The organism is Streptomyces litmocidini, from assembly GCF_014649755.1.
Classification (GTDB): Bacteria; Actinomycetota; Actinomycetes; order Streptomycetales; family Streptomycetaceae; genus Streptomyces; species Streptomyces litmocidini.
This window is the reverse complement of sequence record NZ_BMTQ01000030.1, coordinates 1-17,881: the sequence shown is the minus strand read 5'-3', so window position 1 is coordinate 17,881 and position 17,881 is coordinate 1. Positions and strand designations below refer to the sequence as shown.

The 17,881-nt window shown below is 73.6% G+C and carries 13 protein-coding genes; 8 read left to right on the top strand and 5 right to left on the bottom strand.

All coding sequences use genetic code 11. The annotated features are described in order from the left end of the window. Positions 1 to 6: 6 nt before the first annotated feature. From IE180_RS34600 to IE180_RS34585, 4 genes are all read left to right on the top strand, one after another. Positions 7 to 792 carry a TetR/AcrR family transcriptional regulator gene (locus IE180_RS34600; protein ID WP_190160918.1) on the top strand — a complete coding sequence of 262 codons (786 nt, stop codon included), beginning with the start codon at positions 7 to 9 and terminating at the stop codon, positions 790 to 792. Positions 793 to 935: 143 nt separating this feature from the next. Further along, on the top strand, positions 936 to 2,231 hold the full coding sequence (locus tag IE180_RS34595; RefSeq protein ID WP_229861205.1) for an esterase/lipase family protein: 1,296 nt from the start codon (positions 936 to 938) through the stop codon (positions 2,229 to 2,231). Between the two features lie 30 nt (positions 2,232 to 2,261). Next, positions 2,262 to 3,287: an alpha/beta fold hydrolase gene (locus tag IE180_RS34590; RefSeq protein WP_190160917.1), complete on the top strand. Its 1,026-nt coding sequence runs from the start codon at positions 2,262 to 2,264 to the stop codon at positions 3,285 to 3,287. After that, complete coding sequence (locus IE180_RS34585; protein WP_190160916.1) at positions 3,284 to 4,741, top strand: carboxylesterase/lipase family protein; 1,458 nt, start codon at positions 3,284 to 3,286, stop codon at positions 4,739 to 4,741. The genes IE180_RS34590 and IE180_RS34585 overlap by 4 nt, the downstream gene beginning before the upstream one ends. Positions 4,742 to 4,770: 29 nt before the next feature. Here IE180_RS34585 and IE180_RS34580 read toward each other — a convergent pair whose 3' ends face one another. Then, the gene (locus IE180_RS34580; RefSeq protein ID WP_190160915.1) at positions 4,771 to 5,532 is read right to left on the bottom strand and encodes an enoyl-CoA hydratase-related protein; all 762 of its coding nucleotides are present in this window, start codon (positions 5,530 to 5,532) and stop codon (positions 4,771 to 4,773) included. A gap of 124 nt (positions 5,533 to 5,656) precedes the next feature. On the opposite strand from IE180_RS34580, the gene IE180_RS34575 reads away from it, so the two are divergent. Then, entirely contained in the window at positions 5,657 to 6,991 is a 1,335-nt protein-coding gene (locus IE180_RS34575) for an aminotransferase-like domain-containing protein (protein WP_229861203.1), read from the top strand. A 118-nt stretch (positions 6,992 to 7,109) separates the two neighbouring features. Here the strand turns inward: IE180_RS34575 and IE180_RS34570 are convergent, their stop codons facing one another. Next, entirely contained in the window at positions 7,110 to 7,256 is a 147-nt protein-coding gene (locus IE180_RS34570) for a hypothetical protein (RefSeq protein ID WP_190160913.1), read from the bottom strand. A gap of 140 nt (positions 7,257 to 7,396) precedes the next feature. Here IE180_RS34570 and IE180_RS34565 point away from each other — a divergent pair, with 140 nt between their 5' ends. The 3 genes from IE180_RS34565 (at position 7,397) to IE180_RS34555 (ending at position 10,412) form a co-directional block, all read left to right on the top strand. Next, positions 7,397 to 7,939: a hypothetical protein gene (locus IE180_RS34565; protein ID WP_190160912.1), complete on the top strand. Its 543-nt coding sequence runs from the start codon at positions 7,397 to 7,399 to the stop codon at positions 7,937 to 7,939. A gap of 209 nt (positions 7,940 to 8,148) precedes the next feature. Beyond that, positions 8,149 to 8,703 (top strand): hypothetical protein, encoded by a 555-nt coding sequence (locus tag IE180_RS34560; RefSeq protein WP_190160911.1) that lies wholly within the window; start codon positions 8,149 to 8,151, stop codon positions 8,701 to 8,703. Positions 8,704 to 8,741: 38 nt separating this feature from the next. After that, on the top strand, positions 8,742 to 10,412 hold the full coding sequence (locus IE180_RS34555; protein ID WP_190160910.1) for a long-chain fatty acid--CoA ligase: 1,671 nt from the start codon (positions 8,742 to 8,744) through the stop codon (positions 10,410 to 10,412). Between the two features lie 53 nt (positions 10,413 to 10,465). Here the strand turns inward: IE180_RS34555 and IE180_RS34550 are convergent, their stop codons facing one another. The 3 genes from IE180_RS34550 to IE180_RS34540 form a co-directional block, all read right to left on the bottom strand. Continuing rightward, a complete protein-coding gene (locus IE180_RS34550; protein ID WP_190160909.1) occupies positions 10,466 to 10,903 on the bottom strand; it encodes a hypothetical protein in 438 nt (145 codons plus the stop codon). Next, positions 10,900 to 11,982 carry a flavin-containing monooxygenase gene (locus tag IE180_RS34545; protein WP_190160908.1) on the bottom strand — a complete coding sequence of 361 codons (1,083 nt, stop codon included), beginning with the start codon at positions 11,980 to 11,982 and terminating at the stop codon, positions 10,900 to 10,902. The genes IE180_RS34550 and IE180_RS34545 overlap by 4 nt, the downstream gene beginning before the upstream one ends. A gap of 145 nt (positions 11,983 to 12,127) precedes the next feature. Next, a partial coding sequence (locus IE180_RS34540) for a non-ribosomal peptide synthetase (protein WP_190160907.1) occupies positions 12,128 to 17,881 on the bottom strand: 5,754 nt, incomplete at its 5' end.

The following is a 17,881-nucleotide window of genomic DNA, read 5'->3' as shown; positions in this document are numbered from 1 at the left end:
CATGCCATGGCCAGCAGCACCCAGCCGGACCGCAGGAAGGTGGACATCGGCCACCCCACCGAGCGCCGCCGCGGCCGCCGCCGGCTGAGCCGTGAACGCGTCCTGGCCGCCGCCCTCGACGTGGTGGACCACGAGGGCCTGTCCGCCCTGAGCATGCGCCGGGTCGCCGCCGAGCTCGACGTCGAGGCGATGGCGCTGTACCGCTACGCCCCCAGCAAGGACGCGCTCCTGGACGGCCTGGTCGAGCAGCTCTACACCGAGCTGGCCGAGGACCTCGCCCGCGAGGAACCCGCCCCCCTCGGCCGGGCCGCCGACCTGCCCGAATGGCGGGCCGAACTCCTCCGCGGCGCCTGCGCCCTCTACCGGATCTCCCTCGCCCACCCGCACGTCGTGCCGCTGCTCGCCACGCGTCTGCTGGCCGTCCCGCTGGCCCGCCGCCCCCTCGCGGTGCTGCAGGCCCACGAACGGGTGCTGGCGCTCCTGGACCGGGCCGGTCTCGACGAGCGCGGCGTCGTCACCGCCTACCGGGCGGTCACCGGCTGGGTCCTCGGCTACATCTTCAGCGACCTGCGGGCCCTGGTCGAGAACCCCGACGAACCCGACCCGGCGTTCCGCCTGGGGCTGCACCTGATGCCGGCCCGCGAGCTCCCCCGGCTGCGCGGGACCGCGCCCGCCCTGGCCGAGAAGGGCGGCTACCAGGAGCTGACGGACGGCCTCGACGCGCTGCTCGACGGCGTGCTGGCCGCGTCCGCCGCCCGCGCGGCCCGGACGTCGGAGCCCGATGCCGTGTAGGTGGGCGCCATACTCACCTCTCGCTTTGTGTTGCCCGGCTCCATGCCCCGCTGACTCCCCGCCCGCCTAACGTGTGCAGCTCCCGATGCCGGGACGGGCACCGGGAGGCGCGCCGAGGGCGCACGAGCGGGGGAGACCGGGACATGGCCGACAGACGGAGTCCGGGACGGCGGTGGCGACCGCACGCGGCCCGGGTCATCGCGCTGATGGGGATCGTCACGACCGCCCTGCTGGGACCCCCCGCCGTCGCCGCCGCACCGCCCCCGTACCTCACCCTGGAGGCGAGCTACGGAGCCGGGACCGTCACCAACGGCTGGGAGCGGGTCGAGCGCTACCTCGACACGACCACCGGCTTCCGCACCGAGGGCTACCCGGCGGACGGCCGCGGTGACCAGGACGGCAAGCGCGTCACGTACTTCGGCGGCGTCTCCCGGCCCTCCTCCGGCCGGTTCCTGCTCTACTCGGCCCCCGGCTGGAACACCGGCAGCCGCACCACCCCCGTCCTCCTCGTGCACGGGGCGAACGACACCGCCGACCGCGCCTGGGCCAACCCCGGCGAGTCGGGCGGCTACGGCTGCGGCGCCGCCTCCTGCCCCTCCACCGGACTCATGCAGTACCTCGCCGAGCGCGGCCACCGCGTCTTCGCCGTCGGCTTCGCGCACAAGCAGGGCGACAACCTCATGCAGGCCCAGGTCGTCGGCGACGCGATCGCCGTCGTCAAGGCGAAGCTGGGAGTCGACAAGGTCGACCTGGTCGGCTGGAGCAAGGGCCAGATGTCGACCCGGGCGTACGTGTCGTCCCTGAGGCCGAGCTGGGGACGGGCGTACGCCGGTGACGTCCGCCGGCTGATCACCCTCGGCGGCCCCAACGGCGGCTACGACTACCCGTACGCCCACGGCTGGGCCCACGACTTCTCCGTCTGGCCGGAGTGCGGCGGAAAGGTCAACGCGCCCTCCCCGCACTCCCACATGACCTGCTACGGCCTGTACACCGCGCACCCCGAGTTCTCGATGACCCCGGCCGGCGGCCAGGACAACTACCCCGGGCAGCGCCAGATGCTGGCCCGCTGGGACGGCGTGTACGGAGTCGACGGCGCAGCCCAGGACTGGTACACGACCTACTACGGCGGCCAGGGCTACTACACCGCCGGCAGCGGCATCCAGGCCGCCGTCGACGCCGGATCGCTCATCGGCCCGCTGCACAGCGCCGGAGTGCCCGCCTCCGTCACCACCTACCTCCTGGCCGGCGGATCCGCCGACGTCCTCGGCATCGTCAACGAGAACCGCGGCCCCAGCGACGGCGTCGTCTTCGTCTCCAGCGCACTCGACACCACCGGCATCCCCACCGTCGGCGGCAAGGCCACCGTCGCCGGCGCCAACCACCTCGAACTGGGCTGGTACGGCGCCGCCGCCGCCCAGGTCGCCACCTGGCTCTCCTGAAGCGCCCGAGGACCGAAGGACCCGAAGGACATGACCGCGCTCCGCACCCGCCGCGTCGCCACCGCCCGGCTCACCCAGCAGATCACCGAGGCCAGGACCGAGGGCGAAGCCGTCGTCTTCGTCCACGGCAACGTCTCCTCCTCCGCCTTCTGGCACCCCACCCTGGCCGCGCTGCCGGCCCCCCACCGCCCCCTCGCCGTCGACCTGCGCGGCTTCGGCGGCACCGACCCCCTGCCCGTCGACGCCACGCGCGGCCTGCGGGACCACGCCGACGACCTCCACGCACTGCTCACGGCCCTCGGCATCGACCGGGCCCACCTGGTCGGCTGGTCCATGGGCGGCGGCGTGGTCATGCAGTACCTCCGCGACCACCCGGCCTCGGTGCGCTCCGCGACCCTGGTCAGCCCCGTCTCCCCGTACGGCTTCGGCGGCACCCACGGCGTGGACGGAACCCTCAACTCCGCGGACGGGGCGGGCTCGGGCGGCGGCACGGCCAACCCGGACTTCGTCCGCCGGCTCGCCGAGGGCGACCGCGGCGCGGACTCCCCGACCTCGCCGCGCACCGTCCTCACGACCTGCTACGTCAAGCCGCCGTTCCGCACCGAGCACGAGGACGCGTACGTCGAGTCCATGCTGGCCACGCGCCTCGGCGACGACCACTACCCGGGCGACAGCACCACGTCCGACGCCTGGCCCGGGATCGCGCCCGGGACGCGCGGCATCCTCAACTCCATGGCCCCGACCCACTTCCGCGTCGACGACCTGCACCTGATCGAGCCCAAGCCGCCGGTGCTGTGGATACGGGGCGAGGACGACGTCATCGTCTCGGACACCTCCCTGTTCGACCTGGCGCACCTGGGCGCGATCGGCGCGGTGCCGGGCTGGGACGGCACCCCCGCGCAGCCGATGCTGGCGCAGACGCGACACGTCCTGGACCGCTACGCGGCGGCCGGCGGCACGGTCCGGGAGGTCGTCGTGGCCGACGCCGGGCACGCCGTCCACCTCGAACGGCCCGAGGAGTTCGGCAAGGCGCTGGCGGAGGTCCTGTCGGCATGACGGTGCGCCGCACCCGGCGGGGGGCCGTCCGCGGCCGGACCTCCCCCGACGGAGTGACCTCCTTCCTCGGCATCCCGTACGCCGCACCGCCCTTCGGCGCGCGACGGTTCCGCGCCCCCGCCCCGCCGGAGCCCTGGACGGGGGTGCGCGAGGCCACGGCCCCCGGGCCGACGGCGCCGCACGCCCCCTACGCCCCGCCCTTCGACACCCTCGTACCGGAGAACGCCGTCCCGGGGGACGACTGCCTGAACCTCAACGTCTGGACCCCGGCGCCGGAGCCGGACGCCGGCCTTCCCGTGATGGTGTGGCTGCACGGAGGCGCGTTCACCAACGGCTCCGGCTCGGCGTCCGGCTACGACGGAAGCGCCTTCGCCCGGGACGGCGTCGTCTGCGTCACCCTCAACTACCGCCTGGGGGCCGACGGATTCCTCCACCTCCCGGGCCGCCCCGACGACCGCGGCCTGCTCGACCAGATCGCCGCGCTCCGCTGGGTCCGGGACGAGATCGCCTCCTTCGGCGGCGACCCGGACCGCGTGACCGTCTTCGGCGAGTCGGCGGGCGCGATGAGCATCGGTGCCCTGCTGACCACCGAGGCGGCCCGCGGGCTCTTCCACCGGGCGATCCTGCAGAGCGGAGCCTGCCACCACTTCCTGCGCCCGCCGTCGGCCCGGCTGGTCGCGGCCCGGCTCGCGGAGAAGCTGGGGATCGAGCCGACCCCGGAGGCCTTCGAGGCCGTTCCGCTGCAGGAACTCCTCCCGGCCCAGGCCGGGTTGCGGGCGGAGGTGACCGCCGACCCGGACCCGGCGCGATGGGGCGAGGCGGCACTGAACATCATGCCCTTCGAACCGGTCCGGCCGGACCTCGCCCTCCCCGGACCGGACCGCGGCGTCGACCTGATGATCGGCAGCAACCGCGAGGAGTACCGGCTGTTCCTGGTCCCCACGGAGCGGCTCCACGTCTTTCCCGAATCCTCGCTCCGCGCCATGACCGCGGCCTACGGCCTCGACCCGGCCGAAGCCCTCCCCGTCTACCGGGCCGCCCGCCCGGACGCCACGCCCGGCGAACTCCTCGACGCCGTGGCCACCGACTGGTTCTACCGGATCCCGGCCGTCCGCCTGGCCGAGGCCGTCCCGGGCTCGTACCTCTACGAGTTCGCCTGGCGCTCCCCGCGGTTCGACGGCGCCCTCGGCGCCTGCCACGCGCTGGAACTGCCCTTCGTCTTCGACCGCCTCCACGACCCCTCGTACGCCCCGCTGCTCGGCGCCCACCCGCCCCAGGAACTCGCGGACGCCGTGCACGGGGCGTGGGTCGCCTTCGCGAAGACGGGCGACCCCGGCTGGAAGGCGTACGACAAGGACTCCCGTACGACGATGACCTTCACCGCCACGCCCGCGCCCGCCCCGGTGGACGATCCGCGCGCGGAGGAACGGCTGCTGTGGGAGGGGGTGCGCTGAGGGGGCCCGATCGGCGGGGACGACACCCCCTAACGGTCGAGGAACCGCCGCAGGCCCGTCCGTACGCCCTCCGTGGGCACGGTGGCGGCGAAGCAGGCCGCCTCGACGGCGAGTCCCTCGTCGATCGGCAGGTTGACGCCGCGGGTGACCGCGCGCAGGCAGGCCGCCACCGCCGTCGGGGCGTGCCGGGTGATGCGTGCGGCCAGGTCCCGTGCGGCGTCGAGGAGTTCACCGGCGGGCACGACGCCGTTGACGAGGCCGATCTCGGCGGCTCGGGCGGCCGGGATCGGATCGCCGGTCAGGATCATCTCCAGGCCGCGCTTGCGACCGACGTGGCGCGGCAGCCGCTGGGATCCGCCGAAGGGCGGCGGGAACCCGAGGGAGATCTCGGGCTTGGCGAAGGTCGCGTGCTCGGCGGCGATCGCGAGCGGCGCGGCCTCGGTGAGCTCGCAACCACCTCCGTACGCCAGGCCGTTGACCGCCACGATCACCGGCTTCGGAAGCTCCTCGATCCGCCGGGTCAGGGCGTGCCCCCGGCGGACGACCTCGCGCAGCGCACGCTCGGGCCCGCCCGCGACGCTGCCCGCCAGGGACGGGATGTCCGCCCCCGCGCTGAACGCCCTGTGCCCGGCACCGGTCAGGACGACGGCCCGGACGCGGTCGTCGGACTCGACGCGGTCCAGCGCGGTGAGCAGCGCGTCGACCGTCGGAGGGTCGAGGGCGTTGAGCTTGTGTTCCCTGTCGATGGTGATCGTGACGACCTCGTCGTCCCGCTCGGTGCGGACGGACATGTCGGATCCTCCGGTTCGTCTGGGTGCGGACACGCCGAGGCTAGGAGCCACGCTCCAGGAAGAGCCATCTATCGTCCTGGATACACGTCCTGTCCGCCCTCCGCCCCCCTGTCGGATGTGCCGCTTGCGACCGCCCTCGTACAAAGCCGTCGTCGACGAGTTCGCCGCCGCGATCCGCTCCGGCGCGATCCCGGCGGGCGCCCGGCTCCCGACGCACCGGGCCCTCGCCCGGGAGCGGCGGATCGCGCTGGCCACCGCCACCCGGGTCTACGCCGAACTCGCCGCCCTGGGCCTGGTCGTGGGCGAGCCGGGCCGGGGGACGTTCGTCCGCGAACGATCCGGATACGACGGGCTCGAACCGTCACGCGCGCTGCCGGTGCCCCGCCTGGCGGACCTGTCGTTCAACCAGCCGCTGGCCCCGGGCCAGACGGAGCTGCTGCGGCAGGCCCTGGGCGCGCTGGCGGCGACGGGGGACGCCGAAGCGCTGCTCCACCAGCATCCGCCGGGCGGACGCCGCCGCGACCGGGCGGTCGTGGCCACGTACCTGCTGGAGCGGGGCATCGACGTCCCGCCGCAGGACGTCCTGCTGACGGGCGGGGCCCAGCAGGCGCTCGACGTGGTCCTGCGCGCGCTCACCCGGCCCGGCGACGTCCTCGCCGTCGACGCGCTCAGCTACCCGGGCATCAAGCTCCTCGCCTCGGCGCACAGCCTCGAACTCGCCCCCGTCCCGGTCACCCCGACGGGCCCCGACCTCGACGCCCTCGACCGGCTGTGCCGCGTCCGGCCCGTCCGCGCCGTCTACACCCAGCCGACCGTGCACAACCCGCTCGGCTGGGTCCTCGACCGGGAGCGGCGCGACCGTCTCGTCGCCGTCGCCCGGTCGCGGGACTGCCTGATCGTCGAGGACGGCACCTACGCCTTCCTCGACGCGTCGCCACCCCCGCCGCTCCAGGCCCTCGCGCCCGAACGGACCTGTCATGTCGCCGGCCTGTCGAAGAACGTGGCGACCGGCCTGCGGTTCGGCTTCGCCGTACTGCCCGGCCGCCACGTCGAGCGGGTCGTCCGGAGCCTGCGCGCGGCGGCCTGGGGGTCCCCGGGGGTCGTCACCGCGCTCGCCACCCGCTGGCTCTCCGACGGCACGGTGACGCGCCTGGAGGGGAGCCGCCGCGAGGACGCCGCCGCCCGGCAGGACATCGCCCGCGCGGCCCTGGCCGGCCTGGACGTCACGGCCCACCCGACCTCGTACACGGTCTGGCTCGGTCTGGAGCCGCACCAGCGGCCCGACCACGTGGCGGCCGTGCTCGCGGGGGAAGGGATCCTCGTGTCCACCGCGGACGCCTTCGCCACCGGCCCCCACCGCCCCCGGGCGCTCCGGCTGGCGCTGGCCACCCCGCCTCCGGACGAACTCCGGGGCGCGCTGCACCGCTTGAGGGGCACGATCGAGGCGATCCCGCCGTGACGCACGGGCCCGACGGCCCCTCGGGCCACCCGGAACCGGTCCGGGCTTTCCGGTTCCCGCCCTGGGCCTCTCGGTCCCGGTCCTGGGCCTCCCCGCCCCGGCCCCGGGTCTTCCGGCATTAGCCCCGGGCCCCGGCGTGCGGCCGGAAGCCGGTCGGCTCGTAGGCCGCGACGGCGCTCCTGCCGGAGCTGGGGTGCGGACGGGCGCGCTCGTCGAGGACGCCGGTGCGGACCGGCGTGCCGCGCGCCCGGCCGCTGTGAAGCATCGGTGAGGGGCCGGCGGGCGACCGGTGAGAACGGTTGGCCCGAACGGCTCGACGGAACGGCCTTCGATCATGGAAACTGAACGACAACAGGTCTTCAAGTGGCCTGAGTTGGGCAAGCAACGACAAGTGCGGGGGATGACATGGCAACACTGACTCGACGACGGTCGGCGCGCATAGCGGGTGCGCTGGCCGGAGCGGCGCTGATCGTCGGCGGTACGACCGGCGTCTCGAACGCCGCGACGACCCCCACCGGGGGGACCGCGTTCGACGCCGTCGCGAACTACGGCGTGGTCACGACCACGCACCCGGACGCCGTCGGCTGCAACGGCTACAAGGTGGTCGGATCGGGGACCGTCACCGGCAACCGGATCACCGGCGGCGGCACCTGGTCGCAGACGGAGGACGCGTGTACCGCGACCGTGCCCGGCCAGTGGGACATCAACGGGAAGGTCACCATCACGGAGGCCGACGGTGACCACCTCTACTTCACCTACCACCTCTCCGCTCCGCTGACGTCGGACACGATGGTCTACCCGACCGGAAAGTTCACGATCACCGGTGGGGACGGCAGCTTCGACGAAGCGGTCGGCGGCGGCACGATGAACGCCACGGTGAACCTGCTGGACAAGGCGCACGTCACCGCCAGCCTGTCCGGGACCATGGGCTTCCGCTGGCAGATCTGATCCCGGGTCGCACCGGGGCGGGTGGCGACCGGTCGACACCGGCCGCCGCCCCCGGAGCCGGCCCCGGGCGATCGGGGCCGGCTCCGTCCTCCTCTCCGCGACGCGCGTGTCGAACGTCTCGACGGAAGACTCCCCGATCGGGGAAGCTGTCCTCAACAGGCCTTTGTTCAGGGTCAGTTGGGATGCATCCGACACATCCGGGGGAGAACATGGCAAGAACTGCCCGTCACTGGTCCGCGCGCACGGCGGGCGTGGTGGCCGCGTCGTTGCTGATCGCCGGAGGTACGGCAGGCGTCACGTACGCCGCCGAGACCGGCCCCTCGGCCGTCGCCGCCGAGACCTACCTTCCCACCGTCGAGATCACCAGCAACTTCGCGGTGGTCGCGACCCCGCACCCCGACACCGTGGGCTGCAACGGCTACGAGGTGACCGGGACGGGGACCTCCACCGGCAAGCCGGTCACCACCGCCACCTGGGCGCAGAAGGAAGTGGTGTGCACCGCGACCATCCCCGGCAAGTACGACATCAAGGGGACGGCGACGATGACGGAGCCCGACGGCGACCGGCTCGACATCAGCTACGCGCTCACCGCCCCGCTGACCTCGGACACCATGGTCTACCCGACCGGCACCTTCAAGATCGTCGGAGGCACCGGCAACTACGCGTTCGTGGCCGGCAGCGGCAAGATGAACGCCCGCGTCAACCTGCTGGACCACGACCACGTCAGCAGCTCCCTGCTGGGAGACATCCTGTACCTCGGCTGATCCCGGTCTCCGACCGCGTACTCGCAAGGGACCGCACCATGAAGAGCACGATGCAGGACCGCGAGCTGCTGGTTCGCGACATCCTCGCGCACGGACAACGCGTCCACGGGGACAGCCGGGTGGTGCGGTGCGCCGACGGGCCGGCCGCACGGTCCTCACAGACCTTCGCCGACATCGCCCACCAGGCCGAACAGCTCGCCGCCGCCCTCTCCCGCCTGGGCGTGCAGACCGGCGAACGGGTCGCCACACTGGCCTGGAACACCCCCGAGCACCTGGTGGCGTACCTCGCCGTGCCCAGCATGGGGGCGGTGCTGCACACCCTCAACCTCCGCCTCCACCAGGACCAGTTGGGATACATCGTCGAACACGCGGAGGACGCCGTCCTCCTCGTCGACGCGACCCTCCTGGACATGCTCCCGCCCTTACGGGACCGGCTGGACCGCGTGCGCCACCTGGTCGTCATCGGCGACGCGCCGGAGGTGGAGCTGCCCGCACACATCGCCGTACACCGCTGGGACGAACTTCTCGCGGCCGAGCGGCCCGGATTCGCCTGGCCCGACCTGGACGAACGGGAAGCGGCCGCGCTCTGCTACACGACCGGCACCACCGGCGACCCCAAGGGCGTCGCCTACAGCCACCGTTCGATCACCCTCCACACGCTCGGCGTCTCGTCCGGCGCCGGATTCGCGATGCACGACGGCGACCGCGTCCTGCCGATCGTGCCCATGTTCCACGCCAACGCCTGGGGCTGGCCCTACGCCGCCTGGCTGGCGGGCTCCGACCTCATCATGAACGGCCGCCGGCTGCACACCCCGGACCTGGCCCGGATCATCAACGAGGAACGGCCCACCGCCGTCGCGGCGATCTGCACCATCTGGAACAGCCTGGTCCACCACGGCGAGCAGCACCCGCTGGACCTGAGCGGCGTACGACTCGCGGGCTGCGGCGGCGCCACCCCGCCGCGCGCCCTGCTCAAGGAGCTCAAGGACCGCTACGGGGTCCGGCTGAAGCAGGGCTGGGGACTGACCGAGACCAGCCCCCTCGCCACCTTCGCCGTCCCCCCGCACGGCACCCCGGACGAGGACGAGGTCGACTGGCTGGCCAAGAGCGGCCGCCTCATGCCCTTCGTCGACGCCCGGCTGATCGCGGAGGACGGCAGCGAACAGCCTTGGGACGGCCGCTCGGTGGGCGAACTGGAACTGCGCGGACCGTGGGTCACCGGCTCGTACTTCAACACCGAGGACGCCGCCGAGAAGTTCCACGACGGCTGGCTGCGCACCGGCGACCTGGGAGTGATCGAACCGGGCGGCTGGGTGGTCGTCAGCGACCGGCTCAAGGACGGCATCAAGAGCGGCGGCGAGTGGATCTCCACCATCGAACTGGAGAACGCGATCATCGAGCACCCCGCCGTGCTCGAGGCCGTCGTGGTCGGCGTGCCCGACCCGCGCTGGGAGGAACGCCCCCTGGCCTGTGTGTCCCTGGTGCCGGGCGCCGGGGTCGGCGGGGACGAGCTCCGGGAGTTCCTGACCGGACGGGTGGCGCGCTGGTGGATACCGGAGCGCTGGTCCTTCGTCGACGCGGTGCCCAAGACCAGCGTCGGCAAGTACGACAAACGGGCGGTGCGGACCTCGTACGGGGAGGGGGCCCTCGACGTCTGGATCCCCGACGGGCCCGGTGGGTCCGGTGCGCAGGTGCCGTCCGGCGAGTGAACGGAGGAGGCGGCGCCCCGGCCCGTCCGGGGCGCCTCCTCCTCCCGTACGCCTCAGGCCGCCGTCGCGCGCGCGGCCTCGGCCAGCAGCTCCCGCTGCTCGTCGGGGCCGAGGCCCAGTTCCCGCACCAGCCGGAGCGACAGGACGAGGTGGGCCTGCATCCTCGGCTCCGGACCGAGCCGCCCGCCGCCCGCCGCCGTGACCCCGTCCAGCCCCTCGGCGAACAGGCGCTCCAGGGCCGCCGGGTCGAAGTCCTCCGCCCCGGCCTCCAGCGAGCCGAGGAACTCCGCGACGTACCCGCTGATCTCCCGCGGCGTCGCGCCCCGCGGGAAGCGGCGGCGGACGACGAGCCCGAAGGCGGCGCCGACCGCCCGCCCGTACCCCGGCCCGGTGGGATCGAGGGCGGCGGACTTCTGCGCGAACCCGATGAAGTCGAACGACAACAGCGCGCCCAGCACGTCGAGTTCGGTGGAAGGGGTGACGGTGGTCATGACGGCTCGCCTTCTGCCGTGGGAGTGGCGGTCGTGGTGCTCCGGGCGGCGGCCGTGACCGCCGCCGCGGTGCGCTCGGCGTCCCGGCCGACGAAGCCGATCAGCGCCGAGCCGCGGGTACGCATCCGGTAGAGCCCCAGGTAGTGGCTGCCGGGCAGCACCCCCGTGCCCTCCGTGTGCAGGGGCTGCCCGTCCTCGTCGAGCATCGCCGGGTCGAGCCAGCTCCAGTCGGTGCGGTACCCGGTCGCCCAGATCACCGTGGACGGCTTGACGCGCTCGCCGTCGGCGGTGACCAGCTCGGCGCCCTCGGCCGCGGTGATCCGGCCCACGGTCCGCATCTCGCCCGCCGCGACCAGCTCGGGCACCCGGTCGCCGACGACCGGATCCGGCGCCTGCATGTTCACCGGAAGGCTCATCACGCCGATGACGCTCATCCACCAGAACATGTCCCGCCCCACCACGGTCTGCGGCAGGGGCGGCGACGCCTTGTCGCTGCAACTGAGCACCACGCTGTGGGACGTGGACAGCTCCGCGGCTATCTGCCGGCCGGAGTTGCCGTCGCCGACGACCACCACCGTGCCCGGCGGCACCTGGCCGGGTGCGCGGTACTCGCTGGTGTGCAGGGTGGGCACGTCCGCGCTCAGTCCGGCCGCGAACTCCGGCAGCCGGGGGGCGCCGAACGGGCCGGTCGCGATCACGACCTGCTCGGCGCGACAGTCACCGTGCGCGGTGGTCAGCAGATAGCCGTCACCGTCCCTGCGCAGCGACAGCACCCTGTGGTCGGTCAGCACCGGGATGTCGAACCGTTCGGCGTAGTCCCGCAGATACGCCACGACCTCGTCCTTGTCGGGGTAGTGCGCGCCGGCCCCGGGGAAGGGCAGACCCGGCAGCCCGGAGAACTGCGCGGAGGTGAACAGCCTCAGGGAGTCCCAGCGCCGCTCCCAGGTCTCGCCGACCTCGCTGCCCGCGTCGAGGACCACACACCCCACGCCGGCCTGCCGCAGGTGGTACGCGGCGGCCAGTCCGGACTGGCCCCCTCCGACGACGGCGACCGGCACGGCGGCCGGCAACGCGCTCATCGGCTCGCTCCGGCGCTGTTCCGGCCGGCCTGATCAATTCGCATTCCGATTGTCCTCACTCCTCGTACCTGGACCCCGCCGGACCCGCAGGACCGGTCCGGGGGACCGGCCGGGCCGCCCGCGCGGGCGGCCCGGCCGGTTCGGGTCAGCGGGCGTCGAGCGCCCGGCGCAGCTCACCGGCGAGGACGCGCAGCCGCTCGCCCCGCATCACCGTGTAGTGGTCGCCGGGCACGTCGACGAGGGTGGCGTCGCCGGAGAAGTACCGCATCCAGCGGGACGCGGTCCCGACCGTCGCGCCGCCGTCCGCCGCCCGCAGCGACACCACCCGGCCGGCGAACTCGCTGGGCGTGTGGCACAGCAGGGCCCGGTAGTTGTTCCGGAACCGGTCGACGATGCCGCTCAGCGTGTCGAGGTCGATGTCCTCGGACAGCGCCCCCGCCGCCCGCGCCTCCGCGTACAGCACCTCCACCGGCGGCCGGCCGTCGAAGGCCTCGGCCGGCAGCTCCCAGTCCACACCGGCGAGCCCCGCCAGGTCCCGGGCGAACCAGGACAGCAGCGTCTCGTCGGAGACGGGCGCCCCCTCGGCCGGGCCGGGCTCCACCATCAGGTCGATCACGGCGAGCAGCTCCACCTCGGCACCGGCCGCGGTGAGCAGGGTCGCCATCTCCAGGGCGATCACCCCGCCCATCGACCAGCCGCCGAGCCGGTACGGACCGTCCGGCAGCGCCTCGCGGACCGCCGCGACGTAGTGCGCGGCCATGGCCCCGACACTGGTCAGCTCCGTGTCCGGCAGCTGAAGCGCGTAGAACGGCTGGTCGTCGCCGAGGAGTTCGGCGAGCTCCGCGTAGCAGAGCACGTCACCGCCGACCGGGTGCACGAACACCAGGGGAGTCCGCGCACCGCCCGTGCGCACCGGCACCAGCGCCTCGCGACCCTCCTCGCCGCCGTCGGCCTCCCGGACCGCCCTGGCGAGCAGCTCGATGGTCGGGCGGGCGAAGAGGGTGGACAGCGGCAGGCTGCGGCCCAGACCGCGGGCGATCCTGGCCATGAGCCGCACCGCGAGGAGCGAGTCGCCGCCGAGGTCGAAGAAGCTCGCGGTCACCCCGACCTCGGCCACGCCGAAGAACTCCGCCCAGATCTCGGAGAGCCGACGCTCCACCTCGTCGCGGGGCGCGACGAAACCGGCGCCTTCCACGGCGACCTCGTCGGGAGCGGGCAGCGCCGCCCGGTTCACCTTGCCGTTGTCGCTGAGCGGCAGCTCGTCCAGGACGAGCACCCGCTGCGGCACCAGGTGCGAGGGGACCACCTGCCGCAGCGCCTCGGTGATCTGCTGCTCGGTGTCGTCACGCCCCTCGTCGAGGACGACGTACGCGATCAGCCGCTTGGGGCCGTGCTGCTCGCCCGCCGCGACGACGGCCGCGCCGCGCACGCCCTCGCACTGGGTGAGAGCGGCCTCCACCTCGCCCAGCTCGATCCGGTAGCCCTGGATCTTCACCTGGGAGTCCAGTCGGCCGAGGAACTCGATGGTGCCGTCCGGCAGGAAGCGTCCCATGTCGCCGGTGCGGTAGAGACGCTCACCGGTGACCGGGTGGTGCAGGAACGCGGCGCGGGTCTTCGCCTCGTCGTTCAGGTAGCCGCGGGCCAGACCGACCCCGGCGATGTAGAGGTCGCCCGGCACCCACACGGGGCAGGGCCGCATCGAGCCGTCCAGCACGTGGAAGCGCTGGTTACGCATCGCCTTGCCGTACGGGATGCTCACGCAGTCGTCCGGGACGTCGCCGATGGGGTGCAGGATCGACCAGATCGACGCCTCCGTGGCACCGCCGAGGCTCCACAGCTCCGCGTCCGGGAGGAGCAGCCGGATCCGGTTCGGCAGGGACACCGGGATCCAGTCGCCGCTCATCATGACCAGCCGGACCGGCAGGCCGGTGAGCCCGTTCGAGAGGGCGTGCTCGGTGAACATCTCCATCAGCGCGGGCACGCTGTTCCAGATCGTCACCCCGTGCTCGCGGACGAGCTCCGCCCAGCGGGCGGGCTCACGGTGCGCCGCGGGCTCCGGCAGGACCAGGGCGCCCCCCACCGAGAGCAGTCCGAAGACGTCGTAGACCGACAGGTCGAAGTGCATCGCGGACAGCCCGAGGGCCCGGTCCGCCGCGGTGACGCCGTACCGCTCGTTGACGTCGACCACCGTGTTCAGGGCCGCGCCGTGCTCGATCATCACGCCCTTGGGCAGCCCGGTGGAACCCGAGGTGAAGATCACGTACGCGAGGTCGCCGGGCTTGGCGCCCGACTCGCCGAGCGGGGCGTCCTCGCCCTCGTCGTCGGCGCGCACCACGGTCCTGGCCACGTCCTGCGGCCAGTCCGCCGCGTCCTCCACCCACGGCTGGGTGACGACGCGGGTGATCCCCGCGCTCTCCAGCAGCACGTGCAGCCGCTCGACCGGCACGCGGGCGTCGATCGGGACGTACGCCGCCCCGGCCCGCAGGATGCCGAGCGCCGCGACGACCTGCTCCCAGCCCTTGTCCATCACGATGCCCACCAGGTCGCCGGGTCCGGCACCCTGGGCGCGCAGCGCGTGCCCCACCCGGTTGGACCTGCGGTCGAGCTCCCCGTACGTCAGGGTCAGCGCCCGCGAGATGACGGCGGGCGCGTCGGGCGTGGCCGCGGCCCGGGCGAGCACCGCGTCGTGCAGCAGCCCGTCGGGCACGGGCCCGTCGGTGTCGTTGGCCTCGGCCCGCACGTCCAGATCGGCCGCCGGCACGAGCACCGGCCGGGGCCGCCGCCAGGCCTCCAGGTCGCGGCACAGCTCGTGCAGCAACCGCTGGTACGCGGCGAACATGGCGTCCACGCAACCCGCCGGGAACAGCTCCTCGATCACGTCCCAGTTCAGGACGAGCTCGCCGGCCTCCTCGACCGCCTGGTGGTCCAGCCACACCTGCGGCGTGCGCACCGAGCTGCTCACCTGACGGCCGTTCTCACCGATCCCTGCCAGGTACTGCACCACCCCGCGCCGCTCGGTGTCCTGCCGGCCCGCGAAGTTCACCAGGCTCGTGAAGACCACCGGCGCGGCGGCCCGCACCGACGCGCCCCGCGCCCGGTTCAGCTCCCTGAGCACCTGCACACCGCTGACCTGGCTGTGCTCCATGTCGCTCCACAGCCGGGCCTGCACGTCGTTCGCACGGGCGCCGAACGTGTCGTCGGCAGAGTCGCGGATCTCCAGCATCAGCGTGGTGGAGAAGTTGCCGATGACATCGCCGACCTGCGGGTGCAGCGGCAGCCGGTTGAAGTACAGCAGGTTCAGACAGAAGTCGGGCGTGGCGCTCCACTCCGCGATCACCTGCGCGTACGCGGTGCACAACGCCGCCGAGGGGCTGACCCCGGCCGCCGCCGCGTGCTCCTTGAAGCGGTCCCACTCCTCCTTCGGGAGCGTCGCGCCCCGGTGGTCGAACACCGGCCGGTCCAGGCTCGACGGAGCCACCGCCAGCGGCAGCTGGGGCGCGGGCGGCAGGGTGTCCAGCCGCTCCCGCCAGTAGGCGAGCGCCCGGTCGTACTCGGGGCCGCCCTCCAGTTCACGGGCCTGCCGGACGTAGTCCCGGTAGCGCAGCTCCAGCTCGGGCAGCTCCTCGCCGCGGTAGTGCGCGGCCCACTCCTTGAACAGGATCGACGTGCTGAAACCGTCGATGACCAGGGCGTCGAAGCCGGCGTGCAGCCGGATCACCCGGTCGTCGACCCGGGTCACCCGCACGTCGAACAGCGGCCAGCGGGCGGTGTCGAAGACCTGGTGCCGCATCTCCTCGTGGACGGCGGTCAGCGCCGCCTCGCGCTCGTCCTCGGACAGGTGGGAGACGTCCGTCTCGCGGATCACGTAAGCCGGGACCTCGCGCAGGACGCGCTGCTCGCCCTCGGCGGTGAAGACGGCCCGCAGCATGTCGTGGCGCTCGATCATCGCCCGGAAGGACGCGCCGAGCCGCTCCAGGTCCACCTGCTCCAGGTCGATCTCGATCTGGAAGTAGGTGGAGGTGTTGCCGAGCTCGAAGGCGTCGCCCCGGCCGACGAGGTACGCCTGCTGGAGATCGGTCAGACCGAACGGCTCGTAGCGTTCCGCGTCGTCGCCGACCTCCTTGCCGGTTTCCGGTGTCCCCGGGGTCTCCGCCTCGGCCCCGGCGCCGAGGGCGTCGAGCACGTCACCGGCGATGTCCTCGGTGCTGCGGCCGTTCAGGAACGCCGTCATCGGCAGCAGGACGTCGAACTCCCGGTTCAGGGACGTCCGGATCTTCATCGCGATCAGCGAGTCGAGCCCGAGCGCCTGCAGCGACTGCCCGGCGTCGAGCCGGGCCGCCACGGTGCCGAGGGCCTGCGCGACGGTCCGCGTCACGAGCTCGCGCACCGCCTCGGGCGCCACGACGGGCGCCGCCTCGGGCTCCACGACCGGAGCCGGAGCCGGAGCCGCAGGCGTCGGGACCGTGGCCCGCCGCTGCGGTGCGGACACGGCCGGGGAGACGCGCTCGACCACCGGCGCCCGATCGGCGGCGGGCTCCGTCACCGGCCGGCTCAGGGCCGGGACGAAGCGCACGCCGCAGGCCTCGGCGACCAGCCGGCCCTGCGCGGTGACGAGCCGGATGCGCGCCCGGGTGTCGTCCTCGAACAGCTCGGCATGACAGCGGAGCCCGTCCTGGGCGTCACCGCGGTCGTAGTGGACGAAGCGGTCGAGACCGGCCGGCACGAGCGCCGGGCCGTCCATCGGGAAACAGGCCAGCGCCGTCTGGAACATGGCGTCGACCAGACCGGGGTGGATCAGGTAACGCTCCGCCTCGCCGGGCAGGGCGGACCGGATCTCGGCCGTGGCCTCGCCCCGGCCGAGCCGGACCCGCTCCACCCACCGGGCGGCGGAGCCCAGGTACAGGGCGCGCTGCCACAGCAGCCGGTACAGCTCGTCACCCGTCAGCTCACGGCCCGAACCCACCGACGCGAACGCCACCGTGGGCGCGGCCGGCGCACCGGACGTGGCCCGGCCCCGCGCGTGCAGCCGCCAGTCGCCCGCCGGGTCCTGCGCGTAGTAGCGGAACAGGTCCCCGTCCACGACGAGCTGGGCGGCGCGCCCGCCACCCGCCGCCGGCCGGTCGATGCCGGCCGGTTCCAGCACCAGGTCGACGGGGAGCTCCAGGTCCTCGACGGACACGGGCCCCGGCCCGGAGAGTTCGGTGACCGCCTCGATCAACGACTCCACGAGCACACCCGCGCTGACCACCGGCCGCCCGCCGACCACGAAGTCGCCGAGGCAGGGGTGCGCCACGGCGTCGAGCCGCGGGGCGAACTGCGCCCGGGCGAGCGGCGACGACGGCAGTCGCGCGCCCAGCAGGCCCCCCTGCTCGGCAGGGAGTTCCACCGGCCGGGACTCGCCGCGCGGGGCGGCGACGGGTTCGTTCCGCAGCCAGTAGTGCCGGCGCTGGAAGGGGTAGGAGGGGAGTTCGACGGTGTGGGCGTCGTACGGAGCGAGGAGGGTGGGCCAGTCGATGGTGACGCCGTGGGTCCAGGCTTCGGCGGCGGATTCGACGAAGCGGTCGAGGGTGCCGGTGTTGCGCTGGAGGGTGCCGACGACGGCTCCGGTGTCGCCGAGGGTTTCGGTGATGCCGGAGACGAGGACGGGGTGGGCGCTGATCTCGACGAAGACGACGTCGGGGGCCGCGAGTTGTCCGATGACGTCGGCGAGCCGGACCTTGCTGCGGAGGTTGCGGAACCAGTAGGCCCCGTCGAGTTCGGTGGTGTCCAGGACGGTGCCGGTGACGGTGGAGTGGAAGGCGATGCGGCCCGGCTGCGGGGAGACGTCCTTCAGCTCGTTCGCGAGGGTGTCGCGGATCTGGTCGACGTGGGCGGAGTGGGAGGCGTAGTCCACGGGGAT